The sequence below is a fragment of the Rhodocytophaga aerolata genome, from assembly GCF_030503435.1.
GTDB lineage: Bacteria > Bacteroidota > Bacteroidia > Cytophagales > 172606-1 > Rhodocytophaga > Rhodocytophaga aerolata.
The window spans coordinates 1-24,526 of sequence record NZ_JAUKPO010000033.1 but is presented as its reverse complement, the minus strand read 5'-3'; the positions used below and the strand labels follow the sequence as shown (position 1 = coordinate 24,526).

Annotated in this window: 17 protein-coding genes and 1 tRNA gene; 6 read left to right on the top strand and 12 right to left on the bottom strand. The window is 40.1% G+C overall.

The genetic code is table 11. The features are described from left to right. Positions 1-113: 113 nt before the first annotated feature. Complete coding sequence (locus Q0590_RS30265; protein WP_302041397.1) at positions 114-1,346, bottom strand: exonuclease SbcCD subunit D C-terminal domain-containing protein; 1,233 nt, start codon at positions 1,344-1,346, stop codon at positions 114-116. A 237-nt stretch (positions 1,347-1,583) separates the two neighbouring features. Here Q0590_RS30265 and Q0590_RS30260 point away from each other — a divergent pair, with 237 nt between their 5' ends. Continuing rightward, the gene (locus Q0590_RS30260) at positions 1,584-2,069 is read left to right on the top strand and encodes a siphovirus Gp157 family protein (protein WP_302041396.1); all 486 of its coding nucleotides are present in this window, start codon (positions 1,584-1,586) and stop codon (positions 2,067-2,069) included. Positions 2,070-2,132: 63 nt separating this feature from the next. Here Q0590_RS30260 and Q0590_RS30255 read toward each other — a convergent pair whose 3' ends face one another. After that, the gene (locus Q0590_RS30255) at positions 2,133-6,053 is read right to left on the bottom strand and encodes a S8 family serine peptidase (protein WP_302041395.1); all 3,921 of its coding nucleotides are present in this window, start codon (positions 6,051-6,053) and stop codon (positions 2,133-2,135) included. Between the two features lie 146 nt (positions 6,054-6,199). On the opposite strand from Q0590_RS30255, the gene Q0590_RS30250 reads away from it, so the two are divergent. The 3 genes from Q0590_RS30250 (at position 6,200) to Q0590_RS30240 (ending at position 8,615) form a co-directional block, all read left to right on the top strand. After that, positions 6,200-7,579, top strand: coding sequence for a UDP-N-acetylmuramate--L-alanine ligase (locus Q0590_RS30250; protein WP_302041394.1), 1,380 nt, complete (start codon positions 6,200-6,202; stop codon positions 7,577-7,579). Between the two features lie 77 nt (positions 7,580-7,656). Beyond that, entirely contained in the window at positions 7,657-8,469 is an 813-nt protein-coding gene (locus tag Q0590_RS30245) for a 3'-5' exonuclease (protein ID WP_302041393.1), read from the top strand. 74 nt (positions 8,470-8,543) lie between these two features. After that, a tRNA-Arg gene (locus Q0590_RS30240) sits at positions 8,544-8,615 on the top strand. Between the two features lie 205 nt (positions 8,616-8,820). Here the strand turns inward: Q0590_RS30240 and Q0590_RS30235 are convergent. After that, positions 8,821-9,603: a hypothetical protein gene (locus Q0590_RS30235; RefSeq protein ID WP_302041392.1), complete on the bottom strand. Its 783-nt coding sequence runs from the start codon at positions 9,601-9,603 to the stop codon at positions 8,821-8,823. Between the two features lie 879 nt (positions 9,604-10,482). Here Q0590_RS30235 and Q0590_RS30230 point away from each other — a divergent pair. After that, positions 10,483-11,193, top strand: a complete 711-nt coding sequence (locus tag Q0590_RS30230) for a hypothetical protein (RefSeq protein ID WP_302041391.1) — start codon at positions 10,483-10,485, stop codon at positions 11,191-11,193. A gap of 71 nt (positions 11,194-11,264) precedes the next feature. On the opposite strand, the gene Q0590_RS30225 is transcribed toward Q0590_RS30230, so the two are convergent. From Q0590_RS30225 to Q0590_RS30205, 5 genes are all read right to left on the bottom strand, one after another. Then, complete coding sequence (locus Q0590_RS30225) at positions 11,265-12,134, bottom strand: hypothetical protein (RefSeq protein ID WP_302041390.1); 870 nt, start codon at positions 12,132-12,134, stop codon at positions 11,265-11,267. After that, on the bottom strand, positions 12,131-12,307 hold the full coding sequence (locus Q0590_RS30220; protein ID WP_302041389.1) for a hypothetical protein: 177 nt from the start codon (positions 12,305-12,307) through the stop codon (positions 12,131-12,133). The genes Q0590_RS30225 and Q0590_RS30220 overlap by 4 nt, the downstream gene beginning before the upstream one ends. Further along, positions 12,307-13,404 carry a toxic anion resistance protein gene (locus Q0590_RS30215; RefSeq protein ID WP_302041388.1) on the bottom strand — a complete coding sequence of 366 codons (1,098 nt, stop codon included), beginning with the start codon at positions 13,402-13,404 and terminating at the stop codon, positions 12,307-12,309. The genes Q0590_RS30220 and Q0590_RS30215 overlap by 1 nt, the downstream gene beginning before the upstream one ends. A gap of 5 nt (positions 13,405-13,409) precedes the next feature. Next, entirely contained in the window at positions 13,410-13,772 is a 363-nt protein-coding gene (locus Q0590_RS30210; RefSeq protein WP_302041387.1) for a hypothetical protein, read from the bottom strand. Positions 13,773-14,084: 312 nt separating this feature from the next. Next, the gene (locus tag Q0590_RS30205) at positions 14,085-16,178 is read right to left on the bottom strand and encodes an outer membrane protein assembly factor BamB family protein (protein ID WP_436714351.1); all 2,094 of its coding nucleotides are present in this window, start codon (positions 16,176-16,178) and stop codon (positions 14,085-14,087) included. 103 nt (positions 16,179-16,281) lie between these two features. On the opposite strand from Q0590_RS30205, the gene Q0590_RS30200 reads away from it, so the two are divergent. Continuing rightward, positions 16,282-16,569 carry an acylphosphatase gene (locus tag Q0590_RS30200; RefSeq protein ID WP_302041386.1) on the top strand — a complete coding sequence of 96 codons (288 nt, stop codon included), beginning with the start codon at positions 16,282-16,284 and terminating at the stop codon, positions 16,567-16,569. Between the two features lie 48 nt (positions 16,570-16,617). Here Q0590_RS30200 and Q0590_RS30195 read toward each other — a convergent pair whose 3' ends face one another. The 4 genes from Q0590_RS30195 to Q0590_RS30180 form a co-directional block, all read right to left on the bottom strand. Then, positions 16,618-17,799, bottom strand: coding sequence for a Gfo/Idh/MocA family protein (locus Q0590_RS30195; RefSeq protein ID WP_302041385.1), 1,182 nt, complete (start codon positions 17,797-17,799; stop codon positions 16,618-16,620). An 80-nt stretch (positions 17,800-17,879) separates the two neighbouring features. Next, on the bottom strand, positions 17,880-18,980 hold the full coding sequence (locus tag Q0590_RS30190; RefSeq protein WP_302041384.1) for a Gfo/Idh/MocA family protein: 1,101 nt from the start codon (positions 18,978-18,980) through the stop codon (positions 17,880-17,882). A 208-nt stretch (positions 18,981-19,188) separates the two neighbouring features. Continuing rightward, a complete protein-coding gene (locus Q0590_RS30185; protein ID WP_302041383.1) occupies positions 19,189-22,296 on the bottom strand; it encodes a carbohydrate-binding domain-containing protein in 3,108 nt (1,035 codons plus the stop codon). 551 nt (positions 22,297-22,847) lie between these two features. After that, positions 22,848-24,380 (bottom strand): PorP/SprF family type IX secretion system membrane protein, encoded by a 1,533-nt coding sequence (locus tag Q0590_RS30180; protein ID WP_302041382.1) that lies wholly within the window; start codon positions 24,378-24,380, stop codon positions 22,848-22,850. Positions 24,381-24,526 lie beyond the last annotated feature (146 nt).

Genomic DNA, 24,526 nt, shown 5'->3' with positions numbered 1-24,526 from the left:
AAACAGAGAATTGCGAATAATCAGAATACTTAGGGATAAATTATATGCAAGCACTTGCACAAACCGACGTCTAAAATGACTGTGGGAAATAATTAATAGTCAGTTTCAATGTATTAGTCATGGTTTTCTTCCATTTCAGATAGTAACTCCTTAAAAGCTCCTAGAACATCTGGATACCCATCTAGATCGAACTTTTCGCTTTCGCATTTTTTCCGGAATACTTCTTCAGGCTTTAGCTCATTCAGGGCTTTGTCCTGACCCAATTGTTCGTCCAGACTCAAATGCTGATGGGTATAAATTGCCTGCGTTTTTAAAACAGTTACAGGTCGGTTTTTTACCAGTTCGTTTACTTTCTGGGTAATGTAAGGCTCATACTGGTCTAATTCTACTTTTACTTCTGCCCATATTTTCATATTGTTTCTACCTTCGCCCAGTGATTGTATCTGATGAGCAATCTGGGTGAAATTTCCCTTCAATCGGACTAACTGGCGCCATGCAGGTACGGTAATCTCTTCAATTCCATGCATGTGGTTGTTCTCAAACTCAAGGAGCAACACTACTTTTTTGTCGGAGAACTCACTAAAACTAAGCGGAATAGGCGAACCTGCGTAGCGGATGTTATTTTGTGCATTTACCATCTGGGGGCGGTGCAAATGCCCCAGCGCAATATAATCAAACTCGGTGGGAAATTCATCTGCCCGTATTTGCCCTAAGTTTCCGATATGAATATCCCGTTCGCTTTTGTCGGTAGTATCCGAGAAGGTACCTCCGGCGGCATATAAATGCCCGGTAGCGAGAATAGGGAAGGGTTGGGCTTTGTATGGCATAATGCAATCGGCAAGGCTCCGGTAACGCCGGATAATACCCTCTTTAATTCGCTGTTCGATATCGGCATAGCTTTCGCCGGTTATGGCTTGCCTGATGTCGCGGTCGCGTAGAAAGGGCACGGCGCATACCACCGTTTGAATAATTTCTTTCCGGTCTTTTACTACAATTACTTCATCTATGCAATTTTCATGGGCTTTGCCAACTATATGAATATTGAAATACTTAAGTATGTCTTTTGGTGCATTCAGTGTTCCGTAAGAATCGTGGTTACCACCAATGATAATAATATCTCTACAACAAGTCTTAATGAGTTGCCGGAGAAATTCATAATATTGGGAAAGTGCTAAATGCGTAGGATTGGCTGTATCAAAAATATCTCCGGCTACAATTAATAAATCTACTTTCTGGTTATCAATGGTTGTAAGTAGCCAGTCTAAAAAAAGCTGATGTTCTTCGTGGCGGTCGTTGTCATGCAGGCGGTGTCCGATGTGCCAGTCAGAAGTATGTAAAATTCGCATATGGGTATCAGGGGTTAGCATCCGGCTTCAGAGTATCGGCAACTTCATAGTTTCAACACATCCGAACTTTATCCACAAACAGAAACCAGACTAGCTACAAAGTAATAAGTTTTGTGCATAAAACGAGTAGAAAAAGGGATAATAATTTTCTGCCATGGGAATGAAAAATTGCCCTTTATTGTTATAAATACAGTGATTTTCAGTAGAAAAAAGCAATTTTAGACCCATACGTATCGCATGAAAACATTATTGAACATTCGCCAGGAGTACACGAGTATTTTACAGGAAATAGAGCAGAACGAAGGAGAACTGACACCAGAGATGGAAGATGCTTTAGCTATAAATGCACAGGAATTGTCAGAGAAAAGTCTGGCGTATGTGGAGTTTATGGGCAACCTGAATGCACAAAATAACCGGATAGAAGAGGAGATCAAGCGCCTGCAAAACTTAAAACGAAAGAATACCCAGGTATTGGATTTTTTACAAAAAGGGCTTGTTCAAGCAGTTAATGAATTTGGTACCATCCGCACCGGCACCTACACCATTGGTGTGCGGCACAGTGAAGAATGTGTGATTGAAGACTCCGACAAAGTACCAGAAAAGTTTAAAACAGTAAAGATGGAAGTACAAGTAGATAAACTGGCTGTAAAAAAAGCAATTAAAGCCGGGGAAAATGTGCCTGGAGCCCATGTGCAGGGAAATCAGCACCCTGTTGTCCGGTAATTTTTAAATGGTATATCTTACCAGAATGCCGCATAGTTTCATTGAAGCTATGCGGCATTTTACTTACTGAAGCAGTAGTTTTTTTGTAATAACTCTCCCGTCAGCCTTTATTTGTACCACATATGGCCCCCGTGCAAAGCCGGCTACGTCTATGATAACTTGACTACCATGCATCCTAGTTTGATACACCTGTTGCCCTAATACGTTGATTAGTATAACTTCTGAGGTAGACTTAGTAAATGCATCTGATACTAGTAGTGTAATCTTACCCAAGGCAGGGTTGGGAAACAGGTTAGCTAACCGATTGATGTCTTTTTCCAATCCGGTGGTTTGAGTTACAATTATTTTTTGAGCATATATACTTTGGCAGCCTTCATTGTTCCGGGAAACAAGCGTAATGGTATACTCTCCCGGCAAGGCATACAGGTGTGCGGGATTTTTTTCAGTACTTATTTCGCCATCTCCAAAGGTCCATAGCCATTGCGTGGCGTCTTTACTTTTATCTGTTAATTGTAGTTGCTGCAACAGCCGCAGGTCTAGTGTGTCAGCGGAAGATTCAAATTTTGCTGTATGATTACTTACCAGTACAGTAACTTTTACTGGTTCACTTTCTAAAAGAAAATCAGTGTTTGTTACAAAGAACACAGTATCGTTTCGGAGACTTCCCAGGTTAAATGTTGATCCACTGGCAATGGGTGTAGTGAAGGGCAGGCTGGCATATACATGAAAATTGGTTCCATTAGTCGGCGAGATAATTAATGGTTCTCCATTGCAAAGTAGTTTATCTGATACAACTGGAGGTAAACTTTTTATGCCATTTACCACCAGCACTTCTTTCTGTAAACTGTCTCTACAGCCAATCTTATTTTCAGTGACAAGTTTTATGGTATACTTACCAGGGTGTGTGTATTGATGGGTAGGATTCTGCTGGTCACTGGTAGAATTATCGCCAAAATACCACTTCCATCTGGTGGCTTCAGTACTATTGTCGGTTAGTTGTACTTTATCTCCTTCATATAGACCAAGAGTATCTTTTGACATATTGAATGAAGTAGCATGGCTAAGGGCTTTTACTTGAACAGCAACAGGCTCACTTTCATATAAGGAATCAATACTGGTAATGTAATAGGAGCTGTCGGTTGTTGCTTTACCTAATGGAAAGGTACTTCCGGTAGCAACAGGTTCAGTAAGGGGCAACGAAGTATATAAGTTGAAGTTGCGACCATTTTGAGGAATAATGGTTGCCTCATCATCTTTGCAGACTTCCACTTGGGTAATTACCGGCAATGGACTGGTTTTTAATTGCGTAAACTTAGTAAAAGCTTTAGCGGCACTGGCTTGTAGGTCAGCCAGGTTGTCTCCAGCCAGGAAAGCAAAGGCTACTATTCTGGTTTCCCCAGGTTTTAAATTAGTTACTTGGGCAGAAACTGTTTGTTGCACATCCGAGGCTCCTGCTGTCGATTGTTTCTGGAATATTCCACTGGAGAGGCAAGTGTATTTTTTTTCTGAAGTAAACTGAAAATCATTTATCAGGCTAATACCTGTTTTATGATCTATGATATAACAATTGGCTGTTTGTGTAGTCAGTAACTGTACGCCTGCATATATATTTTGAGCATTCTGATTATACATATAACATAGCTTATTTGCCTCATCCCAAGTGGCCATATTGCTTGCCGAGCCCTGGATATCAAAGTTTGCCGAAATGCCTGCATATACGCTGCTAATCTCGGCTTTTGTACTATTGGTGATCTGATATTCTAGGATAATGAATTTGTCATCGTGCCAAGTATAACTCCGTTGAGCCACTGTTACCCCAATCGGATTAGGATTTTTACTTTTCACGGTATCAACCAATGTATTTCTGACCTCTATATCTTTTGCCGTAGAGGAGAAAGAATCAAAATGTTTACTAGAAGTAAAGTGATTGTCTTTTCCGATTTCCCAGTTTAGTCGTGAGTTGCCATAATAAAAGTTCTGGAAAGGCTGATTCATGATACTATTCGACACTTGTGTTGGGCCGGTGCCCAGTAACAGACCTCCTTCAAAAAGCAGGTTGTTCCCTTTGTATACAAAACCGGAGCCTTTTTGTGTCCAGCCCAGAAAATCGTCGTTAAAGCCGAATCGGCCGGTGTTGCCAAGCGTTAGAGAGACCTGGTTATTCTGAATAGTTAGATAGTCGGGATTAATGATGACTTTAAAATAGGTTGTATAGCTGAACGATCCATCCATTAGCACTAGTTTGAAGATTGCTTGTGTACTAGCGGCCAGTCCTTTGTCTACTTTCACTTGAAAAGCATTGGTAAGATTATTTACCGAGTTACCTTGTGTCAGGGGAGTGAAAGAAACTGCAGGTTTTGTTATGGTTACTCCTTTTGTTGAACTACTTAATTGTACGTGCAAGTTATTAAAATTGCCATACAGGCTTTTTAAATATAAAGCAATAGAAGCACTGTCGCCACTCAGCAGGAAGGGCTGTCTTTGTTGGTTGCTAATGATAAATTTCTCCAGCGCAATAGCTTGCATACTTGCTTCATCGGTCAGGGCTTTATAGATATTCAGGCGGCCACGACCTAGCTTACCTACATAGTCCGGATTTGAGGCATCAATGTTATCGGCGGTTGCCAGAAGCCTGTTTTTTACCTCCATTGCCGAAAGGCCCGGAAATTTTGACCGGACTAGTGCAGCAGCAGCAGATACTTGCGGGGCAGCCATAGAGGTACCAGACCGTGCATCATAGTAATACGTATACGAGGAGTTAGCATCGGCTGGATTGTAATAGGAAGAGGTAAGAATGTATTCACTAGGTGCACAGATATCTACTTTATCATTATAGTTAGAACCAATCGCCGGATCGTAACTTTGCCATCTCTGATCCCGGTTTTCATAATCAGTACCGGCTACCGAAATCACTTTATCATACGAAGCAGGCCAGTACAGCACTTCATTGTTATCATTGCCGGCAGCCGCCACAATCACAACATCCAGACTATCCACTACAAAATTTATTACCTCTTCTTCATACTGCGAATATACTCCAGGTCTTCCCCACGATAAATTTATTACTTTACTTCCATGTTTAGCTGCATACAAAAGGCCGGCATAGCCATAAAAAACACTGTAATAATTTACGCCATCTGTGCGTATACCTTCTCCCTTCACTGGCATAAATTTGCATTTTAACCCAGTACCAGCTATTCCTTTTCCATTATCAGCCACTGCCGCTGCAATGCCGCTAGTCCAGGTGCCATGCACGCCATTGCCTGTAGCCGGATACAGGTTGTTATTATTATCCCCTACATTCCATCCAGCATAATTATCAATATAACCATCTTTATCGTTATCTTTCCCATCCACCGGATCAGCTAAGTTGTATTGAATGTTGGCTGCCAGGTCTTCATGAACCGGAATAAACCCATAATCTACCACGCCAATGGTTACAGCAGGATTTCCTTTTTCTAGTGCCCAGGCCTCAAACGCTTTAATTTCAGATAGATAGTATTGCCCATTCGCATGTGCCTGAGGATCATTTGGAGTATAAACATCGAGTGGAAAGTGTTGATAAACCGGTTCTGCATACACTACATCCGGCTGACTTTTTAATAGTTCAATAGCTTTCATCAGATCAGCTTTGGAGTCCAGTTCAATCTGGTAGATCAAGGATAAACCGGGTTTCTTTCTGGCACCCAGCAGATTCTTTAATTTATTGTTCGTACTGGTGGTATAGTCGTCAGGATGTAGTTTGTGGGTTTTTCTTACGCCTAACTGTTTAAAAGCGGCATATTTCGAACGAAAAGATGCGTCATCTGTGCGGTAACCTTTAGTAGTGACTGGTGATCGGAACTTAACAATCAGTTGATTAGGCAGGTATAAATTTGTAGTGCTAGGGCTATGTCCATTGTTTGTAACCTGCGCCTGTAAAAAAATGGGCAATAGGCAGCAGTAAATACACGTACTTATTCTGAGAAGTATTTGTCTTTTCATACAAATCAAATATACCTGATGTATGACAGAATGAAAGTCTTAAGCTTTGAGAATGTAAGGCATGTAAGAGTTGGATGAAAATACTAATTTTATTTTCATGACTTCTAGTTTAAAATGTTTTATTTTTGAATTTCAAACTTCCAGATATGAATAATAATCAAGGACAAAGGGTACATTTTATTGCTATCGGAGGCAGTGCCATGCATAACCTGGCTATTGCTCTTCACCAAAAAGGATTACTTATTACCGGGTCGGACGACGAGATATATGAACCTTCTAAAAGCCGTTTACAAAAATATGGATTGCTACCTGAACAAATGGGCTGGTACCCTGAAAAATTAACTACCGATCTGGATGCAATTATTTTAGGTATGCATGCCCGGGCAGATAATCCTGAGTTACAAAAAGCAAAAGAACTGGGCATACCTGTCTATTCTTATCCGGAATATATTTATCAGCAAAGTATAGATAAGCAGCGTATTGTTATTGCCGGAAGTCATGGAAAAACCTCCATTACCTCTATGATCTTGCATGTGCTGAAATATTATAACCGCAAATTCGATTATATGGTTGGCGCCCAGATTGAAGGATTCGATACAATGGTTCAACTATCTGAAGATGCCCCCATTATTGTAATCGAAGGAGATGAGTACCTGTCGTCGCCGATAGATAGAAGGCCCAAATTTCTGCATTATAAACATCATATCGGACTAGTGAGCGGTATAGCCTGGGATCATATCAATGTGTATCCTACCTTCGAAGATTATGTAAAACAGTTTGATTTATTTGCCGATTCAACACCCAAAGGTGGTATTCTGATTTTTGATGAAACGGATGATCTGGTAACGGTTATTTGCCGCAAAGAACGTGAAGATGTAATGAGTCAGGAGTATCAGGCGCATAAACATAAAATAGAAAACGGACAGACGTTTCTGGTAACCGAGTTTGGTGATATTCCGATTGGGGTATTTGGCGAACATAACATGCGTAATTTGAATGGTGCCAGAACGGTTTTATCCAAAATAGGTATTAGCGATAAGCAGTTTTATGAGGCTATAAAAAGTTTCCGGGGAGCAGCAAACCGGCTGGAAGTTGTTGGAAAAAACAAGCAAACCGTAGTTTTCAAAGACTTTGCCCATGCTCCGTCCAAACTCGAAGCTACTACCAAAGCTGTAAAAGACCAGTTTCCTGACCGGCAATTAGTAGCTTGTATGGAACTGCATACGTTCAGTAGTTTAAATAAAGAATTTTTGAAGCAATACAAAGATACCTTCAACACAGCTGATCAGTCTGTAGTGTATTATAGCCCCAAAACCCTGGCTCATAAAAAAATGCCGGAATTATCGGAGGAGGATGTAAAAAAAGCTTTTAATAATAAAAACCTATTAGTATTTACCGACAATCAGGCATTACAGGAATTTCTGTACACCCAGGAATGGGCTAACAAAAATCTGTTGCTGATGAGTTCAGGCAATTACAATGGCCTGGATTTAAAACAACTAAGTAGTAATCTTTTAAACAAATAGTATACATTCATAAGTGTATACAGTCGATAGATCCTTCTAGCAGGTTTCTATCGACTGTATACACTTAACCATCGCTCATGCATCCTCTAAAACTAAAAAAACCTCTTGCTTTTTTTGATCTGGAAACTACCGGTACCAATGTTGTAACAGACCGTATCGTAGAGATTTGTATTGCCAAGGCAATGCCTAATGGCCAGTTGAATACCAAAACCTGGCGAATTAATCCGACAGTACCCATACCCCTGGAAACGAGCTTAATTCACGGTATATATGATGATGATATTAAGGATGCGCCAACTTTTAAAGAGGTAGCCAGACCTATCCATCAGTTTTTGGAAGGGGCTGACCTAGCCGGATTTAACATTATCCGGTTTGATGTTCCCATGATTGTAGAAGAGTTTCTGCGGGTGAATATGGAGTTTAATATGCAAAACCGTAAAATGGTAGATGCCCAGAAGATTTTTCATTTGATGGAGCCCCGAACCTTATCGGCGGCCTACCGGTTTTATTGCGGAAAAGAATTGATTGGTGCCCATAGTGCAGAAGTAGACACGCTGGCAACCTTTGAAGTATTATGTGCGCAGATTGCCAGATATGAGGGAGTGCTTCTAAACGATGACAAAGGCAAGGAGTTTCAGCCTGTAAAAAATGATGTACAAGCCCTGCATGACCTTACGGCTACTAAAATGGTAGACCTGGCCGGCAGGATGATTTTTAATGAGAAAGGGGAGGAGATATTCAACTTTGGGAAGCACAAGGACAGGTTAGTAACGGAGGTGTTGGAAAAAGAGCCTGCTTTTTACGACTGGATGATGAAAGGCGATTTTCCATTAGATACCAAACGTAAGTTGACAGAAATAAAATTGCGGAGCTTCAACCTGAAAAGATAGCATGCTGATAACCGTAAATTGTTTTCCTGAAAGTTTTAAAATACATTATTAATACATATTTTTGCCACCACATTGGCTCCATAGTTCAATGGATAGAATGTCAGATTCCGGTTCTGATGATCGGGGTTCGAATCCCTGTGGGGCCACAAACTAATTTAGAATCCCTTGTAAAAAAATTACAAGGGATTCTGTTTTTTGGAGCAATTGTATAACGTTTTTGCAAGCAAAATTGCTCGTATTATTAAATAGGTGAACATTTTACTATTGAAACTTTTAATAAGATATAAAAAGTCAAAGCAGAAAAGCCTTCCAAAATGGAAGGCTTTTCTGTTTTAGAGTAAGACAGCCTAATTACTTTGTACACGCATATTCATAAATAAGCCTATTATCTACTCCATTATTCAGTGGATATCCTTTTTCATTCAAAATCCAGTTATAGTTTCTATCAGTTTGATTATTAGCGTCTGCAATAAGTAGGTTCTTTCTGGATTCTGGAAGGTTTTTGCTCATTAACGGATTGGTAAAATCTTCCAGGAGAAAGGCCAATTTCTTTTGAATATCCATTATCCGGTTAGGGGTATTGGTGTAGGTATAGCCATAATCAAAAGAAAAACTGCTGGCATTGTCAATTTGCTGATAGGCTCTTATCAGATTGCCATTCTTAAAACAAAATGTTCTTCTATTGGTTGAAATTAATTCTGCATCTTCTGCATCTGACGTTTTAACTGTTTCATCAATTACAATTGTATCTACCTTATGGGTAAAATCATAAGTATGGTAAAATCCTTCGCTAAGAATAGACATATACTTTAATCTGCCAATGGAATCATAGGCATAATTCCGGGCAGGTATGTCTGCGCCATTGGTATACCACCGGATGACCTGATCTTTATCATTGTAAACAAAAAACTGAGATAATGTGTCAATACTATAGGCAGGGCCATAGATACGCGTGAGCTTACCTTCCTGATCATATATAAATTCTCTTTCCTCTTCCATTTTTATTCTGCAAGACGGAATAGGTTTAGTAGGATCAGTGGGTTTGATAAGTTCAAGAATTTTTTCGCAGCTAAAAAATGAGCAGCCGGCCAGTATGAAAAGCAGGTAGCTTTTCTTGAGCAAAAGCTTGTACATAAGTAATAGTGTTTTAGGTTGGTTACACAATATAAGAAAAATTGTAGGTAATAGCTTGTAATAGATCTACTTATCAATACCTATTTCAAACGGTTAAGCTATATGCTATACAAATTTCCAACAGATAAAACAGAGTGATAGTAGAAAAATGTATCTACTAAAAAGTTAAGCTGCATGGAATAAACAGTACAACTGAAAGAACCCACTCTGGCAGAAAATAAGCGCTGAACTTTTGTTAAATGATTAAAATGCTTTTTTCAGTATATTATTTTATACAATCAGCTGTTTAAATGATGACAAGATTCAATTGTGGTTACCCTAAAGAGGAAAAATAACTATACTGCTCACCTTTAAACTAAATTACCCATTATTAGGTATTGCATAAAGGAGTGCTTCTTCTTAACTTAAGCCAATAATTGTTTTTGAATAAGAATAATTTTTGTGAATGTAAACTGCTAGTTATCCCGGAAACTGTTTTATCTACTTTTTCTGAAATGTGGTAGTTCTTTCCATGTCAAGCAATAAACCAGTATATCTACAAACTTTTCAATTGAACATATGGCCACCACTAAAAATGAAAATTATAAAAGAATCAGTACGTATGCTCAAAGCCATTTATCCAATCAAATACGCATAGGGCATAGTTCCGGTAAAAAGAATCGTCCAAACGTATGGATGTTTGTTTTGCACGTTGTTATACAATTGTTGACAACTTTACTTACCCTACTGACCAAAAGAAAAAACAGGCTAAATCCATAAACCTACGTATACTTACCCATACTGATAGGAATCTGATGAAGAACATTTGTTAGCTACGTTTTGCAGCTGACAGATCTGTTTTGTTTATACACATTGCATATTACACGGCCCCTAACCTACATGAGAACCCATTTACGAAGGAGAAGAAGAAAAAGAAAAATTATCTGGAAAATTTTATTTGTGCTGTTAATTATTTCTGCTACAAGCTATGCACTAGTTGCCACCGGTATAATTGACTTGCAGATGCTGGGAATAAAGCCTCAGAAAAAGAAAGCAACAAGTGTTACACAAACAGATGCTAATATAGAAGAGCTACCAGAGGTAGATAGTACACAGCTTAAAATGCGCATGGAAGATGCCAAAATTGCGTATAGCAAGATACGTTTTGGCATGACCAAACGTGAAGTTCAGCAAGTATATGGCCACGCCACACAACAAATAGGTGAGTTTACCTACATCCTAACCCCCTTTTATACAAAAGAAGGCAAGCTTTATTCGTTACACATTAATAGCCAGTCTGAATATGTTACTCTGTTTGATACAACAGTAAAAAAGGCCTGGAAAAATTTGAAAGATATATTAGAAGCTAAGTATGGGGCAAGTGAAAAAAGTACCCGGTATCCGCTTTTTATTGAATTAAAAAACGATCAGTATCAATTTACAGATACATGGATTATAGAAAGTAAAAAAATTTCGTTGGGTATACAAGCAGAAAAGTCCAGGTATAGTGCAGCCGTAGTAATTACTGATTTAGTGATGCAGGCGAAAGTAAATGAAGAAGAAAGCAAAAAGACGTTAGAAGCAAAAGTACGGGCTGCGCAAGATTTTTAGCTATACAGGCTCGTAGGTGAGATGTTTTCGCGAAAATAAGTAACGCGAGCCAGTTTATCAGCTGGCTCACATTACACTGCGTTACTCAGGTATGGATTATTTCTGTAGATTTTTACCGGGAATATCCGGAAATCGTGCATGGTAAGGGCATACAAATAGTTGCGGAGATAAAATATCGGCACTGTTTCTTCCAACGCAGAAGACCGGCTATCGGGCTGTTTGACAATAGCGTTTCCCACATAATAAATATCTTTCATCCCGATTCGTTCTGCGATATACGCTTGAAAAGCATCTTTTTCCTGCTGAGTAGAAACAAAACTAATTTCATAGGCCACTTGCTTACCAGGCAGGTTTTCCTTCTGGTAAAATACTTTGGCTACCGTATTAATAAACACCTCCGGAATGGCTAATCTAGGTATTTCAGTACCAACAGCTAAGGCATGTACAGAAGATGTTTGCTTGTTGCGTTGCTTTACTTTTTCAACAATATCAAACAATTCCCCTTTTGTACCATTAGCAGGGGATTCAACCTGAGGAAGCGGCGCTTGGACAACTGGCTTTTTGGCTTCTATTACCTTTGCTTCTACCTCTAAAGCGTGAAAAGCGTTTTCCTTATGCCGCTGGTGTACATCAATAATTAAAGCATATGTGCTGATAAAATTATCTGTATTGCGGATATGAAACAATTCCAATTCATGCACCCTTTTTTTAGAAACCAGAAACCAGTGTATCTTTTTCGTTTTTTCGAGTACCAGTTTCAACTTGGCTTCATGTGGCGTTCCCTTGTATTTCTTTTGAAGATCCAGTAGCGTATTCAGCCGTTTGTTGGAATCTTTAATATAGTTTACCTCCTGCGGATCGAAACCAGTAGTCGATCCGATCACTTTTCTGTTGGAGGTAGATCCGTTTAAGCCAAATAAAGAACGAACAAACTGTATCATTTAGAAAGCAGGCGTTTCAGGTGCATAGTTTCTATCTCAACCTGCGTTTTTTCAGCATGTTTAACTTCTTCAAAAAAACTATCCAGGTTTTCGATATATAAGTCCAGAATTTCCTCCTGTTCAGCCGTTAGAACAGTTTCCTGAGGTATGTTTTTTTTACTATCTGCATCCATTATTCATTCTCAATTTTTTTAGATTTGCCTAAGGTACCTAAAATCTTGCTATTTAGTTCTTCCTGAATAATAGCTAGTTCTTTTACGGCTTCGGCTCTTTTCCGGCTGCCTTCCTCGGATATTTTAATAACGGCATCCAGCGTTTCAACCATATCTTTGTTAACCTTTTTCAACGTTTCCATGTCCACAATACCCCGTTCATTTTCCTGGGCAGCGGCTACTACGTTTGTTTTCAGCAGTTGAGAATTCTTTAAAAGCATTTCATTTGTAGTATCAGTCACTTTTTTCTGGATCTCTAATGCCTTCCGTTGTTTTTCCAGGCCCAATGCGATGGCCACCTGCTGACGCCATACAGGGATTACAGTAGCAATAGAATTCTGAATTTTCTGAGCCAGCACATCATTCGTTGTCTGAATCATGCGGATTTGAGGCATTGACTGGGTGGCAATGGTATGCGAAAGCGTAAAATCATGCACCTTTTTCTCCAGCCGTTCTTTGAATGAAACCATGTCGCTTAACCGCTGAACGGCCAGTTCATCATTGTTGCTGGACTCTACTTCCGCCTGCAATTGAGGAATGGTTACATTTTCTAGTTCTGCTATCTTCAGCTTACCTGCGGCTATAATCGCTCTGATCTCGTAAATGTACTCTACTGCCTGCTTGAACATTACCTCCAGGCTGGTAGAATCTTTTAACACACTTTGCCTGGTTCTTTCAAGCTTTACTACCACGTCATCAACATTTTCGGAGATAGAGTTATATTGGCTGGCGATTCTTTTAGACTTATCTACTACTTTATTCAGAAAAGGGATTCCACTAACCATCCGGGAAAACCCTTTAGGTTTATCTTCCTCATCTATCTTGATCATGTTGATCTGGGTAAGCAGTTCATTGATTGCCTCCCCAGCGTCCCCTGAATCTTTCACTTTTACTTTAGTCAGTAGTTCATTTGAGTAATACCCAAGCTTGCGCTGGGTTTCCACACCAAAGTTGCTTAATGTTTCAGGTTTAGCAGGATCAATCATTTTTGAAAGCTCCTGCGCTTTTTTCTGCACCATTTCCTGGTTTTCAGCTATCGTCACTTCTTTATTTTCCATGTTATTTATGCGCCTATTTGTTTGTTAGAATTACTGTTAAGAGAATGTAAATAATTTCTGATAGAGTTATGGCGTTCGGTGTTATCATACCACTCAATTTCTTCAAAGGGTAGGTACTCTCCCAGTAACCCATGAACTTCTGTCAGCAGGGCTTCGCCCTTCTTTGTCCGAAATTCCGGGTTCTTATAAAATGCACTTAAGTATTGAACTTTTACATGTCCATTTTTAGTAATAGCCAGTTCTTTTACTTCCACCGTTAATTCTGAAGATTGGTTATTATCGGAAACAATAGTCCGGTATACCCCTTTATTGCCTTCTTCCAGAACGGCTTTGCATTTTTCCTGTATTTCATTTAGTGCTTTACGCATCCTTTTATTTGGCTTTATTTTATTTCCATAGATATATCCTAAAAAGAAAGCCGATAATGCTGTTAGTATAAAAATAAACATTGATGTAACCTTAATAATTATATAAACTAATATACGAGAGAATAGGTCTAATATACGAGGAAATTATGACAGGTGGTAGAACATAGCCTGTTTGACATTGATTGAACTTGAAAACTGGTAATCCTCACCCAATTTGGGGTATACAGCAGCCGTTCACAAAGCGTATCTATTTGTTAAATCCAATCATATGCTTGTACACAGTTTGTCTACTTATTATTTAGGGTGTGAAGGCTACAAAGCAAAGGCTATATATTTATCGCCAGATTTTGTGTTAAGCTTGCCACCTCCGCAAGCTATCACAATATATTGTTTGCCATTTACCGAATAGGTGCTGGGTGTGGCGTAGCCTGCCGCAGGTAATGGATGCTGCCAGAGCATTTTACCGGTCTTTTTGTCGTAGCACCGTATTTGTTCATCCCGGCTGGAGGCAATAAATAATAGCCCACTTCCGGTAACAAGTGGCCCGCCATAATTATCGGTGCCGGTGGGTGGTATACCTTTGGCAGTTAATTCTTTGTATTCGCCAAGTGGTACCTGCCAGAGGTGCTCCCCGGAGTTTAAGTCAATAGCTGTGAGTGTACCCCAGGGTGGTGTACTTACCGGATAGCCCGCCCGGTCATACCAGCGGTTATAGCCCATGTGCTGAAAAAAGGGAACTGTTTTCTTCTGGCTTACCACCTCATCGGTTGGAATGTTATTCAAAATAAAATTGATGAGTGTTTTCTGTTGAGATTCTGCTAAGTGAGAGAAGGAAGGCATCATGCCTTTTCCTTTCATTAATACTTCTTGAATGGCCTTTCTGGAAAGTCTTTTGTTAATATTGATTAAAGAAGGGTAGGAACCATCATGGCTGCCTTGCCTGTCAGTTCCATGACAGGAGCCGCAGTGCTGTTGATATAACTGATTGGCAGTTAAAGTATGAGTATCCGGAGAGTTTATACGTTTTGTTAAGGAAGAATAGCTGGGTAATTGTTTGGCAGGTATATAGATAATTCCTTCCAAGTCAGTGGCGGCACCGCCCCATTGAGCTCCGCCGTCCGTTCCCGGAAATATAATGGTCATTTCTTCTGTTAATGGAATAAAAGGACTTCCGGTGCGGGCCTTTCGTAACCGGGCTAGTATCGAATCTTTGTCCGCTACCCATGGATTAATATCTTGTTCAGTGAAGGTCTGTTTTGTAAAAGGAGTGGGTTTGAGTGGCACTGGCTGAGTTGGGCTGGTAAATTCGCCTTCTACAGCGTCCTGACTAAAAGATTGTTCTTCAATGGGGAACAGCGGTTTGCCTGTAAGCCGGTCAAATACGAATACCTGCCCTTGTTTAGTTACTTGCGCTACAGCCTCTGTTTTTTTTCTCTGATGTATAACAGTGAGCAAATTAGGAGGTGCGGGCAAATCCCGGTCCCAGATATCGTGATGAACAAATTGAAAATGCCATAGTTTCTTTCCTGTCGCTGCATCCAAGGCGAGTAAACAATTTGCATATAGATTATCTCCTTTTCGGTTTCCTCCATGAAAATCATAGGCTGCTGAACCGGTTGGTGCAAATAGAATACCCCGCTTTCGGTCTATGGCCATACCTGCCCAGGAATTGGCACCCCCTAACCTCAGCCTAGGCTCGGCAGGAAACCAGGTTTCATAGCCGGGTTCGCCTGGCTTTGGTATGGTATGAAAAGTCCATACTTTTTTTCCTGTACGAATGTCATACGCACGAATATCTCCCAAGAGTGCCGTTTCGCCTTCAGACAGCCTAACCCCCACAATCACCAGATTTTTGTACACAGTAGCTGGCGTATTTAACCGTACATACTCATCGGCACCTGGCCGTTCTAAACCAGCTTTTAAGTCAATGCGTCCATGTAGGCCAAAGCTATCTATCAGTTTTCCGTTAGAAGCATCCAGGGCGTAAAGCCATTGTCCAGCGCCAAAGAGAATTCGTTTATCATTACCGTTGGCCCAATAGGTAACTCCCCGGCTGGTGGTTCCCCCATTGTCTGTTAGACTGGTTTTCCATTTTTCCTTGCCAGTAGCAGCATCCAAAGCGAAAGCCTGTGTATTGGCTGAAACACCATATAATATTCCCTCTATGATAATAGGATTACACTGCATCTGGCTACGGTTCCCGGTTGTGTCTGCTCCTCCAGAAGCATATTCCCAGGCTACTTTTACCTTACCCACATTTTCTTTTGTAATTTGCCGAAGGGGAGAATAATGACTTTGTTCGCCATTACCATTATATTCCGGCCAGTTAGAATCAGACTTTTTTTGATGCCGGGTTGAACTATCAAAAAAAAGAAACATGAAAAATGCACTGAAGAGATATTTCATACAGATTTTACAGGAGCTACTATTCTGAAATAACTCATTTTTTAGCTCATAATCAAACTTGCTTTTGCCAGCTTTACTACTATTTATAGACTCAGTGAAATCAATGAACCATCCTACTAAAAAACATATGGCTGTGCGCGTACTTGGAAAAGTGCAGGAAGTTTTTTTCAGAGCCAGCACCCAGCGGCAGGCAGCGTCTTTGGGCTTAACCGGCTTTGTGCAAAATGAAAAGGATGGGAGTGTTTATCTGGAGGCAGAAGGAGATGAAATGGCCCTGCGTCAATTACTTGCGTGGCTGCATCAGGGACCTGACCGGGCAAGAGTAACCCAAGTGGAGGTACACGAAACAGATGAACTCAAGGGATTTGCTACTTTCGAGCAGAAGAGATAAAAAAGTAGTCAGGTAATTGATTTTTAATCTCACCTGACTACCAACCCATTATGTATTTATTTTTAGTTGTTGCGCTTGTTTTTGAGCTTTCAAAGCTACTTCTGTGGCAAGAAAACAATGTTCCTGAGACATAGCTGTTTGTGTTCTGTTCAATACATCATCTACTAATTGTTTGCCATAGGGAAGTTCTTCTTGGCTGCAATCTATATATTGTGTGTTTTTATTATCTACCAGAAACAGGTGATTGCCTCCCGGTCGACCGGCAATATCAATATTTTTCCTCAGTTCGATATATCCTTCTGTTCCCAGGATAGTCAGCCTGCCATCTCCCCAGGTGTTGAGGCCATCTGGTGTAAACCAGTCTACCCGGATATAGCCTGTTCCTTTATCGCCCCGGATCACAACATCGCCAAAATCTTCGAAAAGCGGATATTGGGGATAATGTACATTTCCTACCTGAGAAGACACTATTTCTGCTTTCGTAGAACCTGTAAAAAATAAAAATTGATCGCATTGATGCGAACCAATATCACAAATAATCCCGCCAAACCGTTTGCGGTCGAAAAACCATTCCGGACGGCTCTTTAGATTTATCCGGTGTGGACCTAAGCCAATCGTCTGTATTACCTTACCAATGGCTCCTGCTTTTACCAGTTCGCCTGCTTTTACGGTAGCCCGGTTCTCTAAGCGTTCGCTATACATTATAGAGTAAATACGTCCAGTCTGTTTTTGCACTTTCCGTACTTGGTCCAGCTGTTCCAGACTGGTAATGCCTGGCTTGTCAACCATAAAATCTTTGCCATTCTTCATCACTTCTATGCCTAAAGGGGCACGTTCATCAGGAATAGAAGCGCTGACTACCAGTTGTATGGATTTGTCTTCCAGAATTTCTTTTTCTGAACGGGCTACTTTAGCATCTGGGTACCGTTTACTGAACGCTGCGGCCAGATCCGGTTCTTTTGCATAGAAGGATACCAACTGCCCGCCTCCTCTGATAACCGCTTCTACCTGCCCATAAATATGTCCATGGTTTAGTCCAATGGCTGAAAATTTAATGCGGGGAGTATCTGTTGATTTAGTGAGAATATTTGGAGCAGATAATGGTGTTAGACCTGTATTTGCAGAAGCCCGAACAGCTTCTGTTGGAATAGCCGATGTTATAATTATTCCAGCAGCTGTGGCTACGGATTCTTTGAGGAATTTCCGGCGATTGGGTTGTTTTTCGTTCATAAGATTTGATAGCCTGAAGGATAAATAGTATTGGATATCTTGGGTAATGAGCAACTTCTGGTTTCTACACCATTGCTTGTCTAGATTTTTACAGACTTTCCGCTTGCAGCCGATTTGTAAATGGCTTCCACAATCCGGATATCTCTCAACCCTTCTTCGCCTGGTACCAGCATGGGTTTGCCTTGCATGATAGCTAATGCATCATCATCCATCTGGTTGGCTTGCTGCCAGGGAACCTGGTAACTATGATTAATTTCGCCAAGCGGACTAGTACCTTTTACCCCTGCATAACTCTGATAAGGCGACATTTTAATATCTCCTTTCTCACACATGATATTCAGGTAATTGATGTTTTCGGCAAAACTTGTTTTAATATCAGCTAGTACTCCACCTGGAAATTCCAACTTGGCTTCGGTTGTTTCGTCCAAACCATTTTTATAAATCTGTGGCCGGGAAGTGGATGTTTTGGCAGAAACAACGGAAATAGGCTCCATGCCAGCTCCTAACCGGGCTCCCTGGATAGAATAAACGCCCATATCATACAATACCCCACCGCCCATTTCCTTCTTCTGCTTCCAGTGATCGGTACGGCTTTCCTGGTATCCGGCGCCACAGGTTACACTTTTTACCTTGCCTAATAATTTTTGCTTTACTATCCGGCGGTACTCTTGTGTATTAGGTTCGTGTTGTAACCGGTAGCCGATGGCCAGGGACTTTTTGTTCTTTTTACAAGCGTCTATCATTTCCTGGCACTCCTGTACACTAATGGCCATGGGCTTTTCGCACCAGACGTGTTTCCCTGCATTGGCAGCTTTTACCACGTATTCTTTATGCATTGAAGGTGGAAGAACCACATATATAACATCAATATCAAGGTTATTCGCTATCTGATTAAAATTCTGATAGTTATAAATATTTTTATCAGGGATATTGTATTTTTTCTTCCATTCCTCCGCTTTTGAAGGAGTGCCAGTTACAATACCTGCCAGGTAACAATGTTTCGTTTGTTGCAGGGCAGGTGCCAGCAAATCTGTACTATAATACCCAAGTCCTACCAGGGCAACACCTAAGCGGTTTTTTTGTTGTAAAGTAGCAGCCAGTAAACTATGGGGAGAAAATAAGGTAGCCGCGCTACCGAAAGCTAAGCTCTTTAAAATGTTTCTGCGGTTTGTATAGATCATGTTGGGTAGAATTAAGGGTGGCCAGATGCCATATCAAATAAATGCCAGCTATCTGTCAGTAGTCAAGCATGTGAATATAAAGCTTTCGGCTACTTAGTCAAATAATTTTGCAATTATTTGCACCCAGATGCAAGGTAATCATTTATATAAAAAAATGCCTAGCTATACACAAAGGTATAGCTAGGCATATATTGACTCTGAAACTAACTTATTCTTTAATTAATTTCTTCACTATTTCCTGTGTATTTGTACGTACTTTCACTAAATACATGCCTTCCGGAATAGCAGACAAGTCTAAATTTTTCTGAAGGATGCTTTCTGTGGACCTTAACATTTCTTCATAATAAAGTTTTCCAATAACATCGTACACAGCAATATATACTACGTCATCTGCCAGATCACTTTTGGTTAATTGCAGATTGAATTTGCCTTTAGTTGGATTGGGTGATACCTGTAGCCCGGAAATAATTTCTTGAGAGTTCTCTTCGCTGAAGTCTCCTCTGGCATTTGCACCATTGATGTTGAATACTAACCCGGCATCCCATGGAATTAATTCACGGCCAGACCGGATGTCTTTCCCATCCAATTCACCTTTGTCTAGAAATACATTGCTTCCTGTTGGCTTGTAAGTAGAATTATTGACTGCCAAAGATTTTACTGTCAAATTTCTGTCTTCATTTTTAATATTTGCATCATTGTCAAAGTGAACAGTAACCGTCCGGATGCTGCCGGGTGCTATTTTAGCAGTAAAAGTATATACTTTCTGAGAACCGGTGGTAGTGGCTTCACCTACTTTTGCTCCGTTTACCAACAGATTAAAATGGGCATACTGGCCACCTGCTTTCGATCCATAGGCAGTAACAGCAATTTTGCTGCTGCCAGAGGGTGATGGAGTAGAAGGGGGATTGGTTACCACAGGACCATTATCAGGAGCCTTGCCGGAAAGTTTGAATATTAACCCACCGTTCCAAGGCATAACCAGGTTTCCTTTTACTACATCTTTTCCGTCAATAGAGTTTTTATCATACGTGACATTACTACCTGTAGAAGGATAGGTTGCACCTCCTACTATAATAGATCTAACATATAAATCTCTGTCTTCCCGGCCGTGCACGCCATTATTATCAAAATGAACAATTACCGAATTGATTTCACTGCCTTTGAGAGTAGTATTAAACTTAAATGGCTTTTCAGTCCGGCTGTTGGCAAAAGCTTCTCCGATTTTTGTTCCATTCACTAATACATTAAAATGTGCATAAATACCTCCCGCTGGATTACTCCAGGCATTAATTGTGATAGCATTCGAGCCAGTGCCTGGATTTGGATTGTTGACTACCGGCGGTTCTTCTACCGGTGGCTCATTAACCGGTGGTTTATCCTGTGAAGGGGCTTTGCCAGAAAGCTTAAATATTAATCCACCATTCCAGGCAATAGTCTGAGTGCCCTTTTCCACATCTTTCCCATCCAGGGCACCTTTATCGTATGTAACATTGCTCCCTGTAGAAGGATAGGTTGCACTTCCTACTACAATAGACTTTACATACAAATTTCTGTCTTCCCGGCCATGTACGCCATTGTTATCGAAATGGATAATTATTGAGTTAATTTCGCTTGGTTTGAGCTTAGTACTGAAGCGATATTGCTTTTCGGAGCGGCTGTTGGCAAAAGCGTCGTCCAGTTTAATTCCATTGATTAACACGTTGAAATGGGCATATACTCCGGCAGCAGGAGTGCTCCAGGCATTTACTGTAATAGTCGTGTTTTCTCCCTCATGGTTAGTAGGACCTGAAGCAGGGGTAGGCGCATGGGTAGGTGGTGTTCCCGAACCTGTATAATACGGCCATACTTTGCCTTCCATTTGCCCGAACATAAAGAGTTTACCAGGATAAATGCCTCCTGCCCCAGACCAGCCACTGGTTGGTCCGGCGCTTGCCTGTTGATACGGATATTGGCGGGTACCTGAGTTTTTACGTAAGTATGCGTTTTTTATGTAATTATCTTTGTAGAAAACATTTCCTTGAGCAAACCATATATCGCTTACTACTTCCCAGCCGGGCATTATCCCATCAATCAGCTTGTGCTGTTTTCCTACATCCGAAGCAGATGTAGTAGCATATCGTTTTACAGATCCATCCAGGTATTGCAATAAGTTTTTAATAGTCAGTTGAATATTTTTATTGCCTCCTTCTGTACCAACTAAACCTTGAGAGGTAGAATAGCGGTACAATTCCATATCTCCGGCTCTGGCAAAATGATCTGCTACGTCCAGTGCCTGAGCTACACAAAAGGTTGCATATGCCCAGCCCAAATCTGGTTGACTGGAGGTCCACCGGTAGAACTCACTGATTATTCCATCTGGAAAGGTGCTAAACCGCAACCATTCTTTTACATAGAGTTTAGCACTATGTTTCAATGGAGTAATGTTTTGCTGTATTCCTACCAATGCATAGAACCTAACCATGGAACCTCTGCGGTTATTGTATACTTTTGCCAGATTTGAAATTTGCCTTCCGCCATAATGGCTGATTGCACTATACCTTTTAGCCCCACTATTATTTCCATACAGGGTTAGGGTATAATTTTCACTATTGCGGTCTACAAAGAATTTGTTAATATGCCGGTCTACCTCCCGTTGAAAATAAAAAGCAGCATTGGCAAACCACTTATCTAACTTAGCTCTTTCGTCTTGCGAAACCGTAGTTCGGATGTAATCATATCCAACCAATAGTCTGGACATCCATTCGGCAATAAAAAAGCCTGGGTTTATATCGTCTAAAACTCCTTCACACCAACGACTTTTATTAGAAAAATCAAGCAGCGAGTTGTTGGCATGTGCCAATAGTTCTTTACGAACAGCTTCACTGTATCGCTTATCGCTGGTGATCAGATAGGCAAATCCGGCATCTCTCATTTTCTCGCCACGTGTGCCAGGTTCTGCTGACCACCTAGGTACACAACCACCACCGGTATATGCACTCCAGCGGTCGGCAGAAGGATTAGCTACAAAATCATTGGCATTTTTTAAAATTCTGTCCCAGTCGCCAGGAGAATTTGCAGAAACATCATTCGTTTTTTGATAAGGGCCTGTTTTCTCCATATAGGCGGCCGTACGTGCCCTACTTCTCCAAATGTCTAACTCTTCCTGAGTTACATGTAGTCCAATACGTTTTTGAGCATATCCAGGAAAGATTGAAAAAAATACTGTAATAAGTGTTAATCCAGAGATAATAAGGAATTGGGTGTTTGGGGTAATTTTTTGGTGCAAACATAGAAGGCTACGTGCACCTCTGTGCAGAAGGGTAATAGGTTGATTCATAATGCAAAAGTTTAAAGTGTATATTCTTTAGGTTTATTTGTGGATAAACCTATATAATTCTATGTATTAATGGTAAGTTGTTTAACGTTCCACACTGATTTTACTAACTCATCATTAGTCAATCTGTAGTGAACAGAATTAAGGGATACTTTTTAAACAATCTTAATTTGTTACATCGGTTCTCTTGACCGATTGTATTATTATGGGCCGGAAAGCCTTTTTATACTGCTGGTTGAAGATTTACATGCTGGTGAAATGATATGCTGTAGAGTAAACTTTGATTTAATTAGTAAATCTTACGCTATGTCTAACATACAGTTCTGTAACTCAAAAGTAAGGAATCTATTGTATAAGATTTCTAAAATTCTAAAAAAATGTTTATTTATTACTATTTTATCATGAAAATGTCATAATAGTTATTGATTCTTAGCACATAATTGGTGAATTTAAACAGATTAAAAGTTCAAAAGGCAGGAGATATATTACAAAAAAGACCTCAAAACTACTTGAGGTCTTTTTTGAATACAAACAAATTCTACAGCACTACACTTTTACTCAACTGTTAATACCCAAGTATTGCCAAATCCTTTAAGTTTTCTGAGTTTGTCTCTTTCCTGGCGGGCTTTGGTAATATCTTGTGAAGAGAAAACATATGTATAGTAATAAAATGATTTAGAACTATAACCGTATTGGCAATCCATAAATCTGTCCGAGAGGGCTTCATGGTATTTAAAAGCATTATCAAAAATTCGGAAAGCACTTACAACAACATAATGGCCTTTGGTTAGTTCCAGTTTATTTTCTTTCTTTTGCTCAGCCACTTTTTCCTCTGGCTTAGTTGCTACTTCTCCATTATATTTTTTGATAGGATTGATTGACTCATCTGTTTCTGTATTGGGAACATTATTTGCAGGAGTAGCGGCTTGCCCTTTGGTCTGCTGGGTTGGCTGAATAGATTTATTTTGCTTACCCGTTTCAGTGGCTTTAGCAGGGGTAGAGTCTATACGTTGAGCAGGAGTATGTGTTGAAGTAGACTGGTTCGTTGCTGCCGGCAAGTTTGATAGCTGCTTCTCAACTTTTTCAGGTTCTACTTTCTTTAATTTTTCTGGGTTTATATTGTTTTCTTTGAAAGCCTGTTTTTCTCTTTCTACTTCTTTGCGTGCAACAGCATTATTTCCTAAAATGGCTGTTTTCTTAGGCTCTTTTTTAGGACCAAAACGCATATTTAACGTTAATTCATGCGAAGCGTTTGAGAAACCAATAGTTCTGGTGGGAGTAGTTTCATAAGCATACCCTAGACGTAGGTTGTTGCTAATTCTCACACCTGCAAAAGCTGCAGGGCCATTGTTCTGACGATATGAACCACCAAACCATATAAGATCTTTCAGATAGACCACTGCCGCTCCTTCAAACTGGCTGGGTAAACCTTCAGCAGTTTGGTAAATTACTTGAGGCTCCACAACCACAGCCCCTCTGGATAAAGAAAGCTTATAGGAAGCATTAAATAAAAAATGATCTAATCTTTTTACTTCTAAGTTGTTAAACTCATCCGCAAAGATCATGTTCTTAGAGAAAATTTTAGGTAAAGAAACCCCTATATTCAAATGCTTAAATTGATAGCTAACTCCTGCATTGCCATCAAAAAAAAATGCATTGTTGACAGCATTAGCAATAGCAGGGTCAGAAGAGTTTTCTACTCTCGAAATATCAATTCCATTCATTCCTACACCTCCAGAAATACCAGCTTTTAAAAACTGATCTTTACCTAGTTGTGCTCTGTATCCTACGGTAAAAACACTGCTTGTAGTAGATAAAATTCCTCTTTTATCATTGTATAGATTAACTCCATAAACCAGTTTCCCTTTTGTTGGCAGGTGTACACTTATTCGGGAAGTAACGGGTGCTCCCTCAATTCCTACCCATTGTCTTCTGTGAGTCATAAACACCTCAGTATACCCATTTGATCCTACATAGGCAGGATTATAAGCATAAGGATTCAGAAAAAACTGGCTTTGCAAAGGCAACTGCTGAGCAATTGCACTAAGCTGTATACATAGGAACCATAAGAATAATATCTTTTTCATAGGGATTGAGTTTATGTTTTCAAATTACCGGATGATAGTAACAGTACCTGATTTGATCGTTTCTTTACTGGATTTAATAACAAAGTAATAAGCTTCGGCCATCAAGGGCTTTCCCTGAAAAGTGCCATCCCAATTGTTTTGATAGG